The 18,084-nt window shown below is 59.4% G+C and carries 17 protein-coding genes; 11 read left to right on the forward strand and 6 right to left on the reverse strand.

Features of this window, described 5'->3' with window-relative positions; translation table 11 throughout:
- Positions 1-108 precede the first annotated feature (108 nt).
- The 8 genes from gmd to DMX12_RS12855 all read left to right on the forward strand — a co-directional run bounded on the left by gmd (position 109) and on the right by DMX12_RS12855 (position 8,742).
- Complete coding sequence (gene gmd, locus DMX12_RS12820) at positions 109-1,140, forward strand: GDP-mannose 4,6-dehydratase (protein ID WP_054911853.1); 1,032 nt, start codon at positions 109-111, stop codon at positions 1,138-1,140.
- Positions 1,140-2,036 carry a GDP-mannose 4,6-dehydratase gene (locus DMX12_RS12825; protein WP_110677916.1) on the forward strand — a complete coding sequence of 299 codons (897 nt, stop codon included), beginning with the start codon at positions 1,140-1,142 and terminating at the stop codon, positions 2,034-2,036. The genes gmd and DMX12_RS12825 overlap by 1 nt, the downstream gene beginning before the upstream one ends.
- Positions 2,033-3,175, forward strand: a complete 1,143-nt coding sequence (locus DMX12_RS12830; protein WP_110677918.1) for a glycosyltransferase family 1 protein — start codon at positions 2,033-2,035, stop codon at positions 3,173-3,175. Before DMX12_RS12825 ends, DMX12_RS12830 begins: the two co-directional genes overlap by 4 nt.
- On the forward strand, positions 3,172-4,281 hold the full coding sequence (locus DMX12_RS12835) for a glycosyltransferase family 4 protein (protein WP_029885246.1): 1,110 nt from the start codon (positions 3,172-3,174) through the stop codon (positions 4,279-4,281). The genes DMX12_RS12830 and DMX12_RS12835 overlap by 4 nt, the downstream gene beginning before the upstream one ends.
- Positions 4,282-4,422: 141 nt before the next feature.
- Positions 4,423-5,394: an SDR family oxidoreductase gene (locus DMX12_RS12840; protein WP_110677920.1), complete on the forward strand. Its 972-nt coding sequence runs from the start codon at positions 4,423-4,425 to the stop codon at positions 5,392-5,394.
- Positions 5,391-6,395 (forward strand): glycosyltransferase family 4 protein, encoded by a 1,005-nt coding sequence (locus tag DMX12_RS12845; protein ID WP_110677922.1) that lies wholly within the window; start codon positions 5,391-5,393, stop codon positions 6,393-6,395. Before DMX12_RS12840 ends, DMX12_RS12845 begins: the two co-directional genes overlap by 4 nt.
- A gap of 105 nt (positions 6,396-6,500) precedes the next feature.
- Entirely contained in the window at positions 6,501-8,507 is a 2,007-nt protein-coding gene (locus DMX12_RS12850) for a nucleoside-diphosphate sugar epimerase/dehydratase (protein WP_054911858.1), read from the forward strand.
- Between the two features lie 88 nt (positions 8,508-8,595).
- Positions 8,596-8,742 carry a hypothetical protein gene (locus DMX12_RS12855; protein WP_236184573.1) on the forward strand — a complete coding sequence of 49 codons (147 nt, stop codon included), beginning with the start codon at positions 8,596-8,598 and terminating at the stop codon, positions 8,740-8,742.
- Between the two features lie 47 nt (positions 8,743-8,789).
- Here the strand turns inward: DMX12_RS12855 and kdsA are convergent, their stop codons facing one another.
- The 3 genes from kdsA to DMX12_RS12870 all read right to left on the reverse strand — a co-directional run bounded on the left by kdsA (position 8,790) and on the right by DMX12_RS12870 (position 12,509).
- A complete protein-coding gene (gene kdsA / locus DMX12_RS12860; RefSeq protein WP_009685954.1) occupies positions 8,790-9,632 on the reverse strand; it encodes a 3-deoxy-8-phosphooctulonate synthase in 843 nt (280 codons plus the stop codon).
- Between the two features lie 301 nt (positions 9,633-9,933).
- A complete protein-coding gene (locus DMX12_RS12865) occupies positions 9,934-10,209 on the reverse strand; it encodes a DUF3077 domain-containing protein (RefSeq protein WP_009685953.1) in 276 nt (91 codons plus the stop codon).
- A gap of 368 nt (positions 10,210-10,577) precedes the next feature.
- Positions 10,578-12,509, reverse strand: a complete 1,932-nt coding sequence (locus DMX12_RS12870) for a hypothetical protein (RefSeq protein WP_110677924.1) — start codon at positions 12,507-12,509, stop codon at positions 10,578-10,580.
- A gap of 379 nt (positions 12,510-12,888) precedes the next feature.
- Between DMX12_RS12870 and DMX12_RS12875 the strand changes: the two genes are divergently transcribed.
- A complete protein-coding gene (locus DMX12_RS12875) occupies positions 12,889-13,224 on the forward strand; it encodes a helix-hairpin-helix domain-containing protein (protein WP_029885250.1) in 336 nt (111 codons plus the stop codon).
- A gap of 252 nt (positions 13,225-13,476) precedes the next feature.
- On the opposite strand, the gene DMX12_RS12880 is transcribed toward DMX12_RS12875, so the two are convergent.
- Positions 13,477-13,644, reverse strand: a complete 168-nt coding sequence (locus DMX12_RS12880; protein ID WP_009685950.1) for a DUF2897 family protein — start codon at positions 13,642-13,644, stop codon at positions 13,477-13,479.
- 182 nt (positions 13,645-13,826) lie between these two features.
- On the opposite strand from DMX12_RS12880, the gene pyrF reads away from it, so the two are divergent.
- Entirely contained in the window at positions 13,827-14,528 is a 702-nt protein-coding gene (gene pyrF, locus DMX12_RS12885) for an orotidine-5'-phosphate decarboxylase (RefSeq protein ID WP_009685949.1), read from the forward strand.
- A 116-nt stretch (positions 14,529-14,644) separates the two neighbouring features.
- The gene (locus DMX12_RS12890; protein WP_110677926.1) at positions 14,645-15,841 is read left to right on the forward strand and encodes an O-antigen ligase; all 1,197 of its coding nucleotides are present in this window, start codon (positions 14,645-14,647) and stop codon (positions 15,839-15,841) included.
- Here DMX12_RS12890 and DMX12_RS12895 read toward each other — a convergent pair.
- Positions 15,838-16,728 (reverse strand): glycosyltransferase, encoded by an 891-nt coding sequence (locus DMX12_RS12895; RefSeq protein WP_110677928.1) that lies wholly within the window; start codon positions 16,726-16,728, stop codon positions 15,838-15,840. The genes DMX12_RS12890 and DMX12_RS12895 overlap by 4 nt on opposite strands.
- Positions 16,729-17,042: 314 nt before the next feature.
- Positions 17,043-18,044: an NADP-dependent oxidoreductase gene (locus DMX12_RS12900; RefSeq protein WP_054911863.1), complete on the reverse strand. Its 1,002-nt coding sequence runs from the start codon at positions 18,042-18,044 to the stop codon at positions 17,043-17,045.
- Positions 18,045-18,084 lie beyond the last annotated feature (40 nt).

Raw genomic sequence — 18,084 nt, forward strand, 5'->3', positions numbered from 1 at the left:
ACCTATGTATACTTCCGCATCAAATCTTTACACGCGCGGCAGGAACGGCCCGCGTGGTTCCATCATTTATCCATGCCCGCACGGCACTATCGGAGTTGGTTAAGTCGCATGAAAGCAATCGTTACGGGGATCACTGGTCAAGACGGCGCCTACCTGGCGGAACTGCTGCTGGACAAAGGTTATACCGTTTACGGCACCTACCGTCGCACCAGCTCGGTCAACTTCTGGCGCATCGAAGAGTTGGGTATCCATACCAACCCTAACCTGCACCTGGTCGAATACGACCTCACCGACCTGTCGGCCAGCATCCGTTTGCTGCAAACCACCGAGGCCACCGAGGTATACAACCTCGCCGCACAAAGCTTTGTGGGTGTGTCGTTCGAGCAACCGCTGACCACTGCCGAAATCACCGGCCTGGGTGCGGTCAACCTGCTCGAAGCCATTCGTATCGTTAACCCCAAGGCGCGCTTCTACCAGGCTTCCACCTCGGAAATGTTCGGCAAGGTGCAGGAAATCCCGCAGGTCGAAACCACCCCGTTCTACCCGCGCAGCCCTTACGGCGTGGCCAAGCTCTACGCTCACTGGATGACCATCAACTACCGTGAGTCGTACAACATCTTCGCCACCAGCGGCATCCTGTTCAACCACGAGTCGCCACTGCGCGGCCGTGAGTTCGTGACCCGCAAGATCACCGACTCGGTAGCCAAGATCAAGCTGGGCCTGCTGGACAAGCTGGAGCTGGGCAACCTCGACGCCAAACGTGACTGGGGCTTCGCCAAGGAATACGTTGAGGGCATGTGGCGCATGCTGCAGGCTGACGAACCGGATACCTTCGTGCTCGCCACCAACCGTACCGAAACCGTACGCGACTTCGTTACCATGGCCTTCAAGGCAGTCGGTATTGAAATCAAGTGGAGCGGCAAAGACGAAGCGGAGCAGGGCAGCTGCGCTGCAACCGGTAAGGTATTGGTTGTCATCAACCCGAAATTCTACCGCCCAGCCGAAGTCGAACTGCTTATCGGCAACCCGGAAAAGGCCAAGAACGTGCTGGGCTGGGAGCCCAAGACCAGCCTCGAAGAGCTGTGCCGCATGATGGTCGAAGCCGACCTGCGTCGTAACGAACAAGGGTTCTCGTTCTGATGCAAATGGCCAGCAAACGCGCACTCATCACAGGTATACACGGGTTCACCGGCCGCTACATGGCGGCAGAATTACGAGCTGCTGGCTATGAAGTTTTCGGCACTGGCAGCCAGCCCCTGCAGGCCGCTGACTACCGTCAGGTCGACCTTGCCGATGGGCCTGGGTTGCGCGCGTTGCTGGCCGAACTGCAGCCGGATGTCATCGTCCATCTGGCTGCCATTGCTTTTGTAGGGCATGGTGCTGCCGACGCGTTCTACCAGGTCAACCTGATAGGTACGCGCAACCTGCTCGAAGCTATTGCGGCCTGCGGCAAAACACCCGAGTGTGTGTTGCTTGCCAGCAGTGCCAATGTTTACGGCAACGTTTCCGAAGGGCTGCTGAACGAGCAGACGCCGCCGGCGCCCGCCAATGATTACGCGGTCAGCAAACTGGCCATGGAATACATGGCCAAGCTGTGGTGCGATCGGCTGCCTATCGTTATCGCGCGGCCCTTCAACTACACCGGTGTTGGGCAGGCAGACAACTTCCTGCTACCCAAGATCGTCTCGCACTTTCGCCGCAAGGCCGAAGTGATCGAGCTTGGCAACCTGGATGTCTGGCGCGACTTCAGTGACGTGCGCGCGGTTGTCCAGGCCTATCGTGGTTTGATCGAAGCACGGCCGGTTGGGCAGGCGATCAATGTCAGCTCTGGTACCACCCATTCGTTGCGCGAAGTAATCGGCAAGTGCTCGGCTATTACGGGGCACCAACTCGAGGTACAGGTGAATCCGGCTTTTGTCCGCGCTAACGAGGTCAAAACCCTGTGTGGTGACAACGCAAAGCTGCGGGCCTTGCTACCTGGCTGGGAAACCCCGTCGCTGGATGAAACGCTGGGTTGGATGCTTGCTGATAAATGAAGCTCATCCTTTCTGTAGAGTCGGTGCGCTTCCCGCTTACCGGCATTGGGCGTTATACCTATGAATTAGCCTCACGGCTGCAGCACGCTGAGGAAATCAGCGAGTTGCGGCTGTTTGCTGGTCGCAAGTTTTTGCCCGAACTGGTTTCACCTTCTGACCAGTCCGACGCCGTGCACGGCCTGAAGCGCTTTGTGCAGAAAAACGCACTGGCTGTGGAAGTGTACCGGCGGCTGATGCCCATTTTGCGCAAGCAAGCGCTACGCGGGCATGAAGACTTCATCTATCACAGTACCAACTTTTACCTGCCGCCATTTGCGGGTCCGCGGGTCGCGACGTTTCACGATTTGTCGCCGTTCACTTGGGCGCACTGCCATACGCCGCAAATCGCGCGGTATCTGCAAAGGGAGCTTACGCAAAGCCTCAAGCGTGCAGATGCCTTGATTACCGTATCGCACTGCATGCGACAGGAACTGGCCGACTATTTCAATTGGCCGCTAGACCGGATTCACGCGGTACCCCTGGCCAGTTCACCACAGTTTCACCCCCGCAGCCCCGATGCCCTGCGTGAGGCTCTGGCCCGCCATGGCCTGCAACCGGGCGGCTATAGCCTGTTCGTCGGCACCATCGAGCCGCGCAAGAACATCGTCTCGCTACTGGATGCCTACAGTCGTCTGCCGCTCGCCCTGCGCCAGCGCTGGCCGTTGATTCTTACCGGTTACCATGGTTGGCGCAGCGAAGCCATTCATGACCGTATCGCCCAGGCGCAGCAGCAGGGGTGGGCCCACTACCTCGGGTTCGTGGCCAGCGCAGACCTGCCTTTGCTGTTCGCCGGCGCGCGCCTGTTCACCTTCCCGTCGCATTACGAAGGGTTTGGCTTGCCGGTACTTGAAGCCATGAGCTCCGGGGTGCCCGTTGTGTGCTCCAACAGCTCGTCGCTGCCTGAGGTGGCAGGCCCGGCTGCGCTGATGTGCGCACCTGATGATGTAGAAGGGTTGACTGCATTGTTGCAGCAAGGGCTTGAGGACGAAGCCTGGCGGGCAACGGCGGTGCAGCAGGGCCTGTTGCATGCCGGCGGCTTCTCGTGGGAGCGCTGTGCCCAGGCAACGGTCGAGGTTTACAAGTCGGTCAGGGAAAGATGATAAAGGTTCTGCATTTTTTCAAAACGTACTACCCGGACTCCATGGGCGGTATCGAGCAGGTAATCTTCCAGATTGCCGAAGGGACTCAAGCCCACGGCGTTGAACCTGAAGTGCTCTACCTCAGCCCACGGGGCTCAGGGCGTGACGAACGCGTGGCCAACCACCGCACCCATCGGGCCAAGCTCGATTTGCACGTCGCCTCCACGGGCTTTTCGCTGTCGGCAATGAAGGATTTTGCCGAACTCGCCAGGCAGGCAGACATCGTGCATTACCACTTCCCCTGGCCGTACATGGATGTTGTGCACTTCCTGGCCCGGCTGAACAAACCGACCGTGGTCAGCTACCACTCCGATATCGTCAAGCAAAAGTGGCTGCTCAAGCTCTACCAGCCCTTGATGCGGCGGTTCTTTTCCAGCGTTGATCGTATAGTTGCATCTTCGCCGAATTACGCCGCGCATAGCCCGGTGCTGACCCAGTTCAAAGACAAGGTCGCCATCATTCCCTATGGTCTGGACCGGTCCACTTACCCCGCCGCCAGTGCCGAGAAGCTGGCCTATTGGCGGCAACGCCTGGGCGAGCGTTTTTTCCTGTTCGTTGGCGCCTTGCGCTATTACAAGGGCCTGGATTATTTGCTGGAAGCCGCGCGTATCAACGGCTTGCCGGTGGTGATCATGGGGGGCGGCTTCCTTGAGCATCAGCTGAAGCAGCAGGCGGCGGAGGCGGGGTTGCACAATGTCCAGTTCCTGGGCGGGCTGCCGGATGACGACAAGGCGGCGTTGCTTGAACTGTGCTACGCCTTCGCTTTCCCGTCCCACCTGCGTTCGGAGTCGTTCGGCATCTCGCTGCTCGAGGCGGCCATGTATGGCAAACCGCTTATCTCCTGCGAAATGGGATCGGGCACCACGTTCATCAACCTGGCCGACGAGACGGGGCTGGTAGTGCCTCCACGCGATGCCGCAGCGCTGGCGCAAGCCATGCAACGGTTGTGGGACGATCCGGCCATGGCCCAAACCATGGGAGGGCGGGCGTTGCAGCGCTATGAGCAGGTATTCACCGCATCGGCCATGGCGTCTGGCTATGCCGAACTCTATCGTAGCCTGCTTTAGCTGTTCACCCGCGCAGCCAAGCAGCAAGTCCGGTCGGCCATTGCGGCACCCAAGCGCGTTGCACGGTGGTGGATCGGGCAGTGGTTGCGCCTTGGCAATTTCCGTTTAAACCTGCGCCCCGTTGACTCGAGACAGAGCTATATGGAAAAACGCACGATACTCGTTACAGGTGCAAGCGGCTTCATCGGCAGCGCGCTATGCCGTCAGCTGGCCAGTAACGCGGGCTTCGATACCCGAGCCGCACTGCGTGGCAATGGCCAGGCGCCCGTTGCGGGTGCGCAAGCGGTGCGCATCGCTGACCTCGCCGCCAGCACCGACTGGGCTGCAGCACTGGCCGGTGTCGATACTGTGGTGCATGCCGCTGCCCGGGTGCATGTCATGAAGGAAACTGCCAGCGACAGCCTGGCCGAGTTCCGTCGGGTCAATGTCGAGGGCACGCTCAATCTGGCCCGCCAGGCCGCTGCCGCAGGTGTAAGGCGCTTTATCTTCATCAGCTCGGTCAAGGTCAATGGTGAGCTCAGCCAGCCAGGCAAGCCGCTGCATGCTGATGATGTGCCGGCACCGCAGGATGCCTACGGGCTGTCCAAGCTCGAAGCAGAGCAGGGGTTGCGCCAGCTGGCAGCGACTACCGCGATGCAGGTGGTTGTGATTCGCCCTACGCTGGTCTACGGGCCGGGGGTCAAGGCCAATTTCCATAGCATGATGCGTTGGGTGCAGCGTGGTGTGCCACTGCCATTCGCAAAGGTCGACAACCGTCGCAGCCTGGTGTCGGTGGCCAACCTGGTCGACCTGATCATTACCTGCATTGACCATCCAAACGCCGCCAACCAGACCTTCATGGCCAGTGACGGGGAAGACGTTTCTCTCAGCCAGTTGCTGCATGCGCTAGGTCGCGTGCTGGGGCAGCCGGCGCGCCTGCTTCCTGTGCCGGTGGGGGTGTTGCATGGCGCAGCGCAGTTGGTGGGGCGGCGGGACCTCGCTCAGCGCCTGCTCGGCTCACTGCAGGTGGATATCGCCAAGAACCGGCAGTTGCTCGGCTGGTACCCTCCCTACACGTTGGAACAAGGACTGAAAATGACCGCTCAATCTTTGCTGGAAGCGCGCCGCCCATGATCTGGCTCGTTTTGGCGGCAGGCGTGGCAGCATGGTGGATGACGGCAGCGCTGCGGCGTTATGCGCTGTCCCGTAGCCTGATGGATATCCCCAATGCTCGTAGCTCACATACTCTGCCTACGCCGCGCGGCGGCGGCTTGAGCTTTGTGGTGGCTTTCCTGATGGCAGCGCTTTGTATAGCTCTTACGGGGCATATCGCACCTTACGTGGTAGTCGGGGTGCTGGGCGCCGGGGGGCTTGTGGCGGTGATCGGCTTCATGGACGACCACGGGCATATCGCTGCGCGCTGGCGCCTGTTGGGCCATTTTGCGGCTGCGGCCTGGGGCCTCGCTTGGCTGGGGGGCATGCCGCCCATCAGTGTGTTTGGCTTTACGCTGGCCCCCTTATGGCTGAGCAGCCTATTCGGCGCGCTGTACCTGGTATGGCTGCTGAACCTCTATAACTTCATGGATGGTATCGACGGCCTCGCCAGTGTCGAGGCCATCTGCGTTTGCGTGGGGGCCAGCCTGTTGTACTGGGTAACCGATCATGCTCATCACGCCTGGCTACCCCTGTTGCTGGCTGCGACGGTGGCCGGCTTCCTGTGCTGGAATTTCCCCCCCGCCCGCATCTTCATGGGTGATGCGGGCAGTGGTTTCCTCGGTATGGTGCTGGGCCTGCTGGCGTTACTGGCAGGTTGGGTAAACCCGCTATTATTCTGGGGGTGGTTAATACTTTTGGGTGTGTTCGTGGTGGATGCCACATTTACCTTGGTTCGGCGTTTGCTGCGCGGCGACAAGGTTTACGAAGCGCATCGCAGCCATGCTTACCAGTACGCGACCCGCCACCACGGCAGCCACCGCACAGTCACCTTGGCCGTGGCGGCCATCAACCTGGGTTGGCTGCTACCCGTGGCAATGGTGGTCGTGGTATTTCAGCTCGATGGTGCACTGGGAACCTTGGTGGCCTACGTACCTCTGATAGTGTTGGCGTTAATCTATAAAGCAGGGGAAAAAGAATAGGATGAGCAAGCTCCCAAGGCATCCAGCAGGTGAACCTACCCTGCACCTGGCCCCTGAAACGCCGCCGGCCGTCATTCGCAGCCTGTTTGCGCTGAGGCATGCCAGATGAGCGCAGCGAAGAACAGCAGGGTGCGTGAATACCTCGTTAACCTGTCCAGGCGGCAAAAACGCCTGGTGCAAGTGTGCGCCGACGTGGTGTTGATCTGGCTAGCACTGTGGTTGTCGTTCATCGTGCGCCTGGGCATCGACGAGATGTACAACCCTATAGTCGAGCATCGCTGGTTGTTCATGGCTGCACCGGTGGTGGCCATTCCGCTGTTCATTCGCTTTGGCATGTACCGGGCGGTAATGCGTTATTTCGGTAATGACGCCTTGGTCGCCATCATCAAGGCGGTCACCCTGTCATCGCTGATATTGGCCGTGGTTGTGTATTGGTACAGCAACCACCAGGTCCTCGTCCCTCGCTCCATCGTGTTCAACTATTGGTGGTTGAGCATGGTGATCATTGGCGGGTTGCGCCTGGTCATGCGCCAGTATTTCATGGGTGACTGGTTTACCGGCGCCCATCAGATACCGTTCGCCAGCCGCGATGACGGCTTGGTCAAAGTGGCTATCTACGGCGCTGGCACGGCCGGCAACCAGTTGCTTGCAGCACTGCGCATGGGCCGTGTGATGCGTCCGGTGGCGTTCATCGATGACGATGGCGATCTGGCCAATCGGGTCATTTCCGGCTTGCAGGTCTACAAACCGAAGCATCTGCAGCAGATGATCAAGGAAACCGGAGCGCAAGAGATCCTGTTGGCCCTGCCTTCCGTGTCGCGCGCCCGGCGCAAGGAGATACTGGCCCTGCTTGAGCCCTACCCGCTGCATGTGCGCAGCGTGCCGGCCTTTGCCGACCTGGCCAGTGGCCGGGTCAAGGTAGATGACATTCAGGATGTCGACATTGCCGACCTGCTTGGGCGGGACCCAGTGCCAGCCCAGGAAGATCTGCTCGAACGCTGTATTTACAAGCAAACGGTCCTGGTTACCGGGGCAGGGGGCTCCATAGGCTCAGAGCTTTGCCGCCAGATCATCGGGCTCGGGCCTACTACATTGCTGCTGTTCGATCATAGTGAGTACAACCTCTACGCGATTCTTACCGAACTGGAGCAGCGCATTGCACGCGAATCGCTTTCGGTGAGGCTGTTGCCCATTCTGGGCTCAGTGCGTAATCAGCAACATCTGGCAGATGTGATGGCGACCTGGCGTGTAGCCACTGTCTATCATGCGGCCGCTTACAAGCATGTGCCGATGGTTGAACACAACATGGCCGAGGGCATTCTGAATAATGTCTATGGCACGCTCTGTACGGCGCAGGCGGCTCTGCAGTCAGGCGTCGCGAACTTTGTGCTCATTTCCACCGACAAGGCAGTACGGCCTACTAATGTAATGGGCGGCACCAAGCGGCTGTCGGAGTTGATTTTACAAGCCCTCAGCCGCGAGACGGCTCCCGTGTTGTACGGTGACAGCAGCAAGGTTGCGCGAGTCAATAAAACCCGCTTCACCATGGTGCGGTTTGGCAACGTACTGGGGTCCTCTGGCTCGGTGATACCGTTGTTTCACAAGCAGATCAAAAGTGGTGGCCCGATCACGGTTACGCACCCAAAAATCACCCGCTATTTCATGACCATCCCCGAAGCTGCCCAGTTGGTCGTGCAGGCCGGGGCTATGGGCCAAGGCGGGGACGTCTTCGTTCTCGACATGGGCGAGCCGGTGAAAATCGTAGAGCTGGCCGAAAAAATGATTCACCTGTCGGGCCTTAGCGTGCGTAGTCCAGCGAACCCCAGCGGCGATATCGCAATTGAGTTCACAGGGTTGCGCCCGGGGGAGAAACTGTTTGAAGAGTTGTTGATCGGTGACGACGTTTCTCCTACGGTTCATCCCATGATCATGGTGGCGAATGAAGATTATGTAGGCTGGGAATTTTTACGTGAACGTCTGGGTGTAATGCTCAACGCTGTTGCCGTTGATGATTTTGCCCGTATCCGTCAATTACTGAGGGAATTGGTCAATGGCTACGCGCCATCAGGTGAAATTGTCGACTGGATCTACCAGCAACAACAAAAAAGCTAATTGCTGCTTTTCGGTCTGCGCCGTGCCTTGCTGAAGGGTAACCAGGTCATTCATTCTCCCGTTACCGAATTGATGACGTTGAACCCTCATGCCATCGCCGCAGATTGCCGCGTGCCGCGTGTCGGTTGTTGAAGCCTACATGCTGGAAAACAAGATCCGTGCCCTGGTAGTGGTGGGCCCCGGCGGCGCCATGGTCGGTGTTGTCGAGATTTTCGACGGCAACCCTGGGTCTTGATACTAGGCCGCTTCTAACGCAGAAGCGGCCCAGTTCATCATCGCAGCTTAAGCAATGGTCAACGGCGGGAACGACTTGACCAGGTCATCAAGCGCCTTGATTTGCGCGAGGAAGGGTTCCAGCTTGTCCAGTGGCAGGGCGCTGGGGCCGTCACACTTGGCTTGATCAGGGTTAGGGTGGGCTTCCAGGAACAGGCCGGCCAGGCCCACGCCCATTCCCGCACGCGCCAGCTCTACTACCTGCTCACGCCTGCCCCCGGAAGCCGCGCCGGATGGGTCACGGTTTTGCAGGGCATGGGTAACGTCAAAGATGATCGGCAGATCTTCGCAGGTGCGTTTCATGACGCCGAAGCCAAGCATGTCCACGACCAGGTTGTCGTAGCCCATGCACGTGCCCCTGTCACACAAGATCAGCTGGTCATTACCCGCTTCCTTGAACTTGTGCACGATGTTCTGCATTTGCGACGGGCTAAGGAATTGCGGCTTTTTGATGTTCACTGGCTTGCCGGTTTTGGCGAGGGCGACCACCAGGTCTGTCTGACGGGCGAGGAAAGCCGGCAGCTGCAGTACATCGACCACTTCCGCGACCGGGGCCGCCTGGTAGATTTCATGAACGTCGGTGATGATCGGTACGCCGAACTCGGCCTTCACCTTTTCGAAGATCCGCAGCCCTTCTTCCATGCCGGGGCCACGGTAGGAGTGGATCGATGAGCGGTTCGCTTTATCAAAGCTGGCTTTGAACACATATGGGATGCCCAGCTTCTGTGTGACGCGCACGTACTCGGCACAGGCGGTCAGCGCCAGGTCTTCAGACTCGAGAACATTGATGCCGCCGAACAGCACAAAAGGAGCCGAGTTGGAGCATTCGATGGTGGAGTTGATCTTGATCATTTTTTACTCGATAGGCCCAAAGGGCAGCCATTGGGACATGGCAAAGGAATTGTAGTCAGCATGCCCTTGCTAACTGCAGACGGGGGGATTCTACAATCTTTCTGCCGCTTTTTGAGCATTCGCGGGGAGGTAAGCTTTTGGCCGGCTCGTATGCATTCACTTTCGGTCGGGGGTATCGCCGCATTTGCCTGCTGTCCAACCGCCGGGTGCGGAAAACCGCACCCGGCGGTTGGACGGGGGACGGGCTTGTCCCGTTACCGCGACCCGATCACTGGGTTTGGATTGCCTGGTGGCAGTGCTTTTAGTGGCGTTTGTTCTTGGCAATTTCGATGTCGTTCATCAGGGCCTTGGCCAGGGCCAGTAGGTAATCCGCTGCGCCCAGCATCTTGTGGTCATCTTCCATGTCGCCTTCGCGTACCAGGTGCTTGCAGTAGCCTAGCAGCACGGAGACGTGCTCATACGCATCGTCTACCGGAACGCCGGGTTGCACGCGCAGCAGGTCCAGGGTGGGGTTGCCGGCTTCGAGGAAGGTTTCGATGCCTGCGGTTAGGATGGGGGCTTGGTCGTGGTTTTTCATGTTGGGGTTCCAGTGCGTTGGCAGAAACCACCACCTCGATCTTTCTCACGGACAAAGGTGGCAGCCATTACGCGGGGTGAGAAACCGATGCACTGAAAACCGGCCAAGCCGAAGCTTGCCCGCGAATGGCCGCCATGAACAGGAGAGCAGCAGTGCTTAGCAGGTTCTCACACCCGGTCACCAAATCGGCGACCCGGTGAAGTTATCCCTGGGGCATTTCCCCGGCTATTCAGCTGCTTCTGACCGGAGCGTAGGATAGTTCGCTTGTTGTCCAAAGCTGAAGAGGCGGGGAAGTGTTTCAGGAAAGTCTGACATGTCAGCCTGCACCCGCTCCTCACGTCCCCGTGGCGCTGGTGAGGGCGGCAGAGTCAGGATTCGACGGTGATTGTGCCGTCTGCATCAATCATCAAAACCGCCATTTTCCATTCGATGACGTTATCCACGGGTGGAGTCGCCAAGATTCGGTGATTGCCGAGCAAGATGCGTCCGCACAGGTGCGCTGCTGGGAAATAGCCTATGTTCGAGTAGTTACGCACTATCACTTCGTATCGCCGCGACGTCAGTTGGTAGATATCAATCGTCTCTTTGCCGGGGCCGCTGCGTACATCCTGCTGTAGCATCGCGTAGTAGGGCGCACCCATGCTGCCTTTGTTGCCGTAATTGATTTCGACAGGTTGATTGGTCGCGTCGGGATCGAAGGCCAGGGCAAGGTCAATGTCTTGTAACGCGGCGTCCCATTCCACCTCCACCGACAACAGTGGCGCGGTCGGGCTTCCGGTTCTTGGGGCGTTGGCGCTTGCCTGGGCGCGGGGTGAAGGAACCGACGGCGCCCTGGCGGGCGTCGAAAACAGCGCAGTTTGTATAAAGGCTTGCAGTTGGGCCGGCGTGCCTGGCGTGGCATCGCCGATGAAGCGTGCGCGGTTTTGAACTTCAGGTTCCACGGCGCTCAACAGTTTGGGTTCTTCCACGGGGCCGTGGTTCACCACCAATACAGTGGCGTAGCGGCAACTGCGTGCATAATCGCTGGCGGCGGTAGCGAAGTTGTTCACATTTTGTTGGAGGTAATGCTTGCATTCAACCACCAGGTAGGTGGCGTCGTTGGGGGTGGCGGTACCGCCTTCCCGGAACACCCTGAAGTCTGGCTGAATGGCGCGCTTGCGCTTGGTGCTGGTACCTACCAGGTCGCTGCGTACCTCGCATTTGATTGCGAACTGCTCGCCGTTGTACGTGTAGGTGGCCAACGCACTTCCACCAAAGGCGAACGACAGCACCTTGCCGTGCGTGTGGAAGGTGAGCTGGCTTGCATGGGTTTTGGCTACGTTGAGCAGCCGTGTGCCAACCCAAACCGAATACAGCTCGTGGCGCCGTTTCCAGGTTGGCAGGTTCAGTAGGTCGAGCAATTGCTTGTAGGTTTCGTCGACCCACTGTTGCTTGGTCGGGATCAACGCCACGGCCTCATTCAGCGTGGCCAGTAGTGAGGTTTGCTCCGAGGGTGTGGTGCTTGCGCGGTGTTTGATGAAGTTGATGCTATCGACGATATCAACGTCCCAATGATCTAGAACAGCTGCGGCTGTACGTGCGTCTTCCTTCTGTTCGTCGGTAAACTCCGACCAGTTCCCTGAGTGCCTCATGCCGGTTCCGATACCCTCGCGAGAAACGCCATAAACGCTGCACTTTCGCAAAAAGTCCGCCACCACTGTTTCCAGTGCAAGCAATGGGGCACGGAACCGTGTCGGAACAGGCGTGGCATTCACTTGAGGTGTGAGCGGAAGGCGATCGTCACGGGCGCCCTGCCTGGGGTTATTCAGGGCGCGGAGAATTCTGTAGATGTCAAAGCGTTGTTCTTGCGACAGCGATACAAAGCGGCTGACACATACTCTACGGGTGCGCTCTTCATCTACCCGGAACTGTTCCAAGGTCTGTTTCAGGTGGCTATCGGTCACCGCGTCATAGCTGAAGTCGATAGTCAGGTTGTGCTCACCCAAGGTGGCTTCGGCCATGGCCAGCGTGTCGAGAATCTCGCCCATCATCGCCGCAAAACCTTTCTGGGATTCCAGCACGGCCACCAGCAAGCGTTCTACCGTTACGGCCGGTGCCGCTGCCTGTTGGTCGGCTTTGAGCAGCGCTTTAACGCTAGGGTAGGCCGACGGGGTGCCGTGGGCGGGGTCTAGCTGCCGGAGTACCTCCAACTCCAAGTCGGCATCACGACCGGGTTTTTTCTTCAGGTTCAGCTCCAGGCCCGCATCCTTGACCAGGTGGTTCCATAGCTGGCTGGGAGTGGATTTTTTTCCGCTCGGCATCGCGCATCCTTGACATTGGCAAATAATCAACGCCTTTAATGCCACAACCTAGCGCGATGTCAATGTGCTATTGCGCGTGATCATAGGCTTGTGCGGCGTGCCTTGTGGGAAAACAGCCGGCTAAGGGTGGGCAGGCGCTTGCGGAGATTTAGGCATTTGCCCACAGGTCGGTCGGCAGGGCCATGCCTCAGTGAGGACAACGCCTAGGGGGGGCTGTGAACTCGGTTTGAGGTTCGGCGAGGTTGATAGGCTTGTTGACGGATCTGGTAACCATTCGCTGCTGGGCGTGGGTGTTTTGCTTCCGGATTAGTCGCTAGGGTTGTTGGCACAGCCGAAGGAAACCGGCTGCTGTAAAAGACCAACCCAAGGAGTGTTAACCATGCGTAACAACGTTCTGTCGTACCTGCTGCTGCCGCTGTTCGCCAGCCTGTCCTTTTCCCTCAGTGCCGCCCCGGCCAATACGGCAGCGGTTGCCGAACCGGTGCCGATAGTCAGCCAGCAGCAGGTGCAGCAGCCGCAACGGCTGGACCTGAACAAGGCCGATGCCCTCACACTGCAGAAGGAGCTGAATGGCATTGGCAAGGCCAAGGCCGAGGCTATTGTGGCCTACCGCGAAGCGAACGGGCCGTTTGCCTCGGTGGATGAGTTGCTGGAGATCAAGGGGATAGGCAATGCCCTGCTGGAGCGCAACCGGGACAAGGTGATGGTGGAGTAACTGCAGGAGGGGCAGGGGTCGTGCCAGTCAGTTAAGTAATTTGGGGCCGCTTTGCGACCCTTCGCGGGCACGCCCGCTCCCACAGGGGATCGCGCATTTCTTGAGTTCAGCGCCCAACCTGTGGGAGCGGGCGTGCCCGCGAAGGGCTGCAAAGCAGCCCCAGTAACGCTTAACTAACAGGCATTAGCCCCCAGCCCCGTTTACAAGTGGCCGTAAAATCAATCCTCGCGCCCCGGGCAACGGCGGGCCGTCTCAGCGATCCCGCGCATCCTTGGCATCTGCCTCGGCGTTGCGCTCATGCACCTTGCGCAGTTGCTCGTCGGTCAGCGGCAGTTTTTTCGCTGTGTCGCGCAGCATCATCAGCCCGCCGACGATGGAGCCAAGGGCTATGATGAGGATCAGCCAGGCATACCAGGGCATTGTCGTTCTCCTTTGATCGGGCCATGGGCAACGCGTGTGTAAAGTTTGAGCAATTACCCGTTCCGTTGGTTCAATTATAGGTGCCGGCCGGTGCCGGGCCAATTCCGTGACCTGCGGGCCCCAAAGCCCGCGCCACTTCGTTTACAATGCGCGCCGTTTTCGACTTGCCAAGAGACCCTGCCATGTCCGCCTGCCAGACGCCCCTGATCGTCGCCCTGGATTTCCCGACCCGTGATGCCGCCCTGAAGCTGGCTGACCAGCTTGACCCTGCGCTGTGCCGGGTAAAGGTGGGCAAAGAGCTGTTCACCAGCAGCGCTTCGGGTATTGTCGAAACCTTGTGCGCCAAGGGCTTCGAAGTGTTCCTCGACCTCAAGTTCCACGACATCCCCAACACCACGGCCATGGCGGTAAAGGCAGCGGCCGAAATGGGGGTGTGGATGGTCAACGTGCATTGCTCCGGTGGCCTGCGCATGATGGCGGCCTGCCGCGAAGAGCTGGCCAAGCGCAGCGGCCCGCAGCCGTTGCTGATTGGCGTGACCGTGCTGACCAGCATGGAACGTGAAGACCTGGCCGACATCGGCCTGGATGTAGACCCGCAAGAGCAGGTATTGCGACTGGCGGCATTGGCGCAGAAAGCGGGCATGGACGGGCTGGTTTGCTCGGCGTTGGAGGCCCCGGCCTTGAAGGCGGCGCACCCCGCGCTGCAGCTGGTGACCCCGGGTATTCGCCCGGCGGGTAGCGCGCAGGATGACCAGCGCCGCATCCTCACCCCGCGCCAAGCGCTGGATGCCGGCTCGGATTACCTGGTGATCGGCCGGCCCATCAGCCAAGCGGCAAACCCTGGCCAGGCGCTGTCAGCCGTTGTTGCCGAAATTCGCAACTGAGTGCCGAGCCATCGTTGGGCCAAAGCCTTGCGCGTTAGGCGCTCTGTTCACATGCCTGTGTTACGGTCACATCGAGTAAGCAGCCCGTGAGTTCCCCACTCTTGTCGAGAACGTCAATGTCAGCCGATGTATTAGTCGAATCCCCGGCCCAGCGCTGGGGAAGGAAGGTCAACAGCTATGTTCTCCCTTTGGGTTGGCTGGTCATGCTCACGGGCATGTTCTGGGTGGGGGAACGTTCTCTCTACCACAAGCTGTTCTATATCCTGCTGGCAATGCCAACCTTGGTGGCGCTGCTATTGCAGCCGGCAATGCTGAAAAAGCTGGCCGGCAATCCTTTATTCATCGCATTCCTGGTGTTTTGTGCGTACACCATGTTGAGCATTGCATGGTCCGACTCGGCCAACTCCGCAGGGAGCTTGCTGAAAAGGCCGTTGTACATCGCCATGGTGCTGCTATCGGCGGGCATGATCAGCCTGCATGCCCCGGCCCATCTCCAGCAGTGCGTGCGCATCGCTGCAACTCTGGTAGGGATAGCGGCTGCCCTATACCTCGGCTATTTCCTGCTTTACCAACGGCCAGCGGGTGCCAGCCGGCTGGAAGGTTACGGGGCCCTGTACAACCCTCTACTAACCGCTCATGTGCTGGGCGCTTTCACAGCCGTATGGCTGGCGTACTGGTTCCAGGCAAAGCGCCTGCTCGATCCAATGTCGCTGGTGTGCCTGGCGATCCTGGGCGCCACGGTAGTAGCCACAGGTTCGCGGACGCCTTTGATGGGCCTTGGCGCTGCATTGGCGTGGCTGATTATTGTCGGCGACCGTAAACGCGGGCTGTTGGCGCTGGCTGCGGTGTTGGTCGCGCTGCTGGGCATGGTGCTGGTCTACCCGGAGGCCTTCACGCAGCGGGGCTTTTCGTATCGCCCGGCCATTTGGCTGGAGGCGCTGCGCCAGATTGGCGAGCATCCGTGGCTGGGGCATGGTTACGACGCGCCCATGACCGTGATTATTCCGGGCCTCGCGCAAACGCTTGCCGACCCCCATAACATCGAGTTGGGCGTGCTGTATTCAGGCGGGGTGGTGGGCTTGGTGCTGTGGATGACGATCTACAGCCTGGCCATGTACTTCTGCTGGAATTATCGCAAGCACCCTGGTGTAACGCTGGCTGCCACCTGGCTGATCTTCGGCTTTGTTTCGGGCCTGACTGAAGGCAGTGCGTTCATGTCACGCCCGAAAGAGCATTGGTTCCTGATCTGGATTCCGTTGGCGCTGGTCTACGGGCAGTCACTGATCCATTGGCAGCGCGGCCGCGTTACTTAAGACCAGAGCAACCGCCACAGCCCGCGCAGGGTCTTGCGGTTCCAGTACCTGAGCGGGATTTGCGCAAGCATTTCCCGGCTCAGCGCTTTGTCCCGGTTGGCGTACTTCAATAGCATGGAGTTGCGGAATTTCATGCAAACCTGCTCGTACTGCGGGTGGTCGCTGAACACTGCAAAGGTTCGCAGTACGTTATCAACCATGAAGCGGCCGTTCTTGAAGGTATTGGTAGGGTGGTCACGGTACTGCGCCAGTACTTCACCCAACACGTCGATGTAATAACCGGCCCGAGCAATCGACAACTCGATGTAAACGTCTTCCAGGCGGATATCCGGGTTGAAGCCACCTACCTTTTCCAGGGCCTCACGGCGCAGCATCAAAGTGGCTGCCATGGGCCCTGGCTTGCGGTCGAGGAACAAGTCGTCGAAGTCCAGGCGGCGGAAGGGCAGGTTGCGGTTGCGCTGCTCACGGGCACCCATCACCTTGCCGTCCTGGTCGATGGTTTCGATGTTGGCTGAGCAAATTCCCACCTCGGGCTTGCCCTGCATATACGCCACCTGGGTGGCGATACGGTGCGCAAGCATGATGTCGTCAGAGCCAAAAGGCACTATCAGGTCGCCCTTGGCTTGCGCGATCGCATCGTTGAGGGTGCGTGCCAGGCCCTGGTTGGCCTGCAGGCGTAGGTAGAAACCGTGCTGCTGCTGCAAACGCGTGAGCAATGCGGGGCTGTCGTCCTTGGAACCGTCATCGATCACCAGAAGCTCGATATTCTTGTAGGTCTGGTTGATGACGCTCATGATGCTGGCTTCGATGTAGCGCGCATGGTTGTAAGACGCGATGATCACTGTCACCAACGGATTGTCAGTAACGGCGTGATTCTCAGAACACATTTCAAACCCCTAGCGTTGATCCGTTTTGTCTGACGCTTAGGTGCAGACTGCCTGTTTGCCCAGGCCTGAAGTGATGATAATCCAATGTCTTGCTCAGGCTTTACCCATTCTAAATGAAGGGGCAACGAAGGGATACGGCAGGTATCTGACAGGCAAGGTCAACCTGTGAATCCGGTACGCCGAAGGATGCTGCAATTCGCGGCGCCAGCAGGGCCACGGGCGCCTGCTGAGCGTGCGGGAACGAGGGGGGCTGTGCTGCGCAGCCCGGCGTGAAGCCGGGCCGCAACTTCCGGGGGCTGCGCATTCGGGTAGGGTTAAACCTTCAGCACCAACTTGCCGAAATTCTCACCGTTGAACAGCTTCAGCAAGGTCTCTGGGAAGGTCTCCAGCCCCTCCACCACATCTTCCTTGCTTTTCACCTGTCCGCTGGCCAGCCACCCGGCAATTTCCTGTGCGGCCTTGCCGTACTCCTTGGTGTGGTCCATCACCACAAAACCTTCCATGCGCGCGCGGTTCACCAGCAATGCCAGGTAGTTGGCCGGGCCCTTCACCGCTTCCTTGTTGTTGTACTGGCTGATGGCGCCGCAAATCACGATGCGCGCCTTGAAGTTGATGCGCGTCAGCACCGCGTCCAGAATCTCGCCGCCCACGTTGTCGAAGTACACGTCCACGCCTTTCGGGCACTCGCGCTTCAAACCGGCCAGCACGTCTTCGGCCTTGTAGTCGATCACCCCGTCAAAGCCCAGTTCGTCCTTCAGGTACTGGCACTTCTCGGCGCCGCCAGCAATGCCCACCACGCGGCAACCCTTTACTTTGGCAATCTGCCCGACAATGCTGCCCACCGCGCCGGCCGCGCCGGAAATCACCACGGTGTCGCCAGCCTTGGGCTGGCCCACTTCCAGCAGGGCGAAGTAGGCGGTCATGCCGGTCATGCCCAGCGCCGACAGGTAGCGTGGCAGCGGCGCCAGGTTGGGGTCGATTTTGTGCAGGCCCTGGGGCTCGCCGGTGAAGTAGTCCTGCACGCCCAGCGCGCCGCTTACATGGTCGCCGGGCTTGAAGTCCGGGTGGTTGGAAGCCACCACCTCGCCCACGCCCAGCGCGCGCATCACCTGGCCCAGGGCTACGGGCGGAATGTAGGACTTGCCTTCGTTCATCCAGCCGCGCATGGCGGGGTCCAGCGACAGGTACAGGTTGCGCACCAGCACCTGGCCTTCGCCGGGTTGCTCGGCAGGTACGGTCTCGTAGCTGAAGTCGTCTCGGCGCACGGCACCCACCGGGCGTTTGGCGAGCAGGAAGCGGCGGTTGGTTTGGCTCATGACGGGGTCCTTGTAGGCAGTGGAGGGAAACAGGGCTTCA

The organism is Pseudomonas sp. MB-090624, assembly GCF_003205245.1.
Taxonomy (GTDB): Bacteria; Pseudomonadota; Gammaproteobacteria; order Pseudomonadales; family Pseudomonadaceae; genus Aquipseudomonas; species Aquipseudomonas juntendi.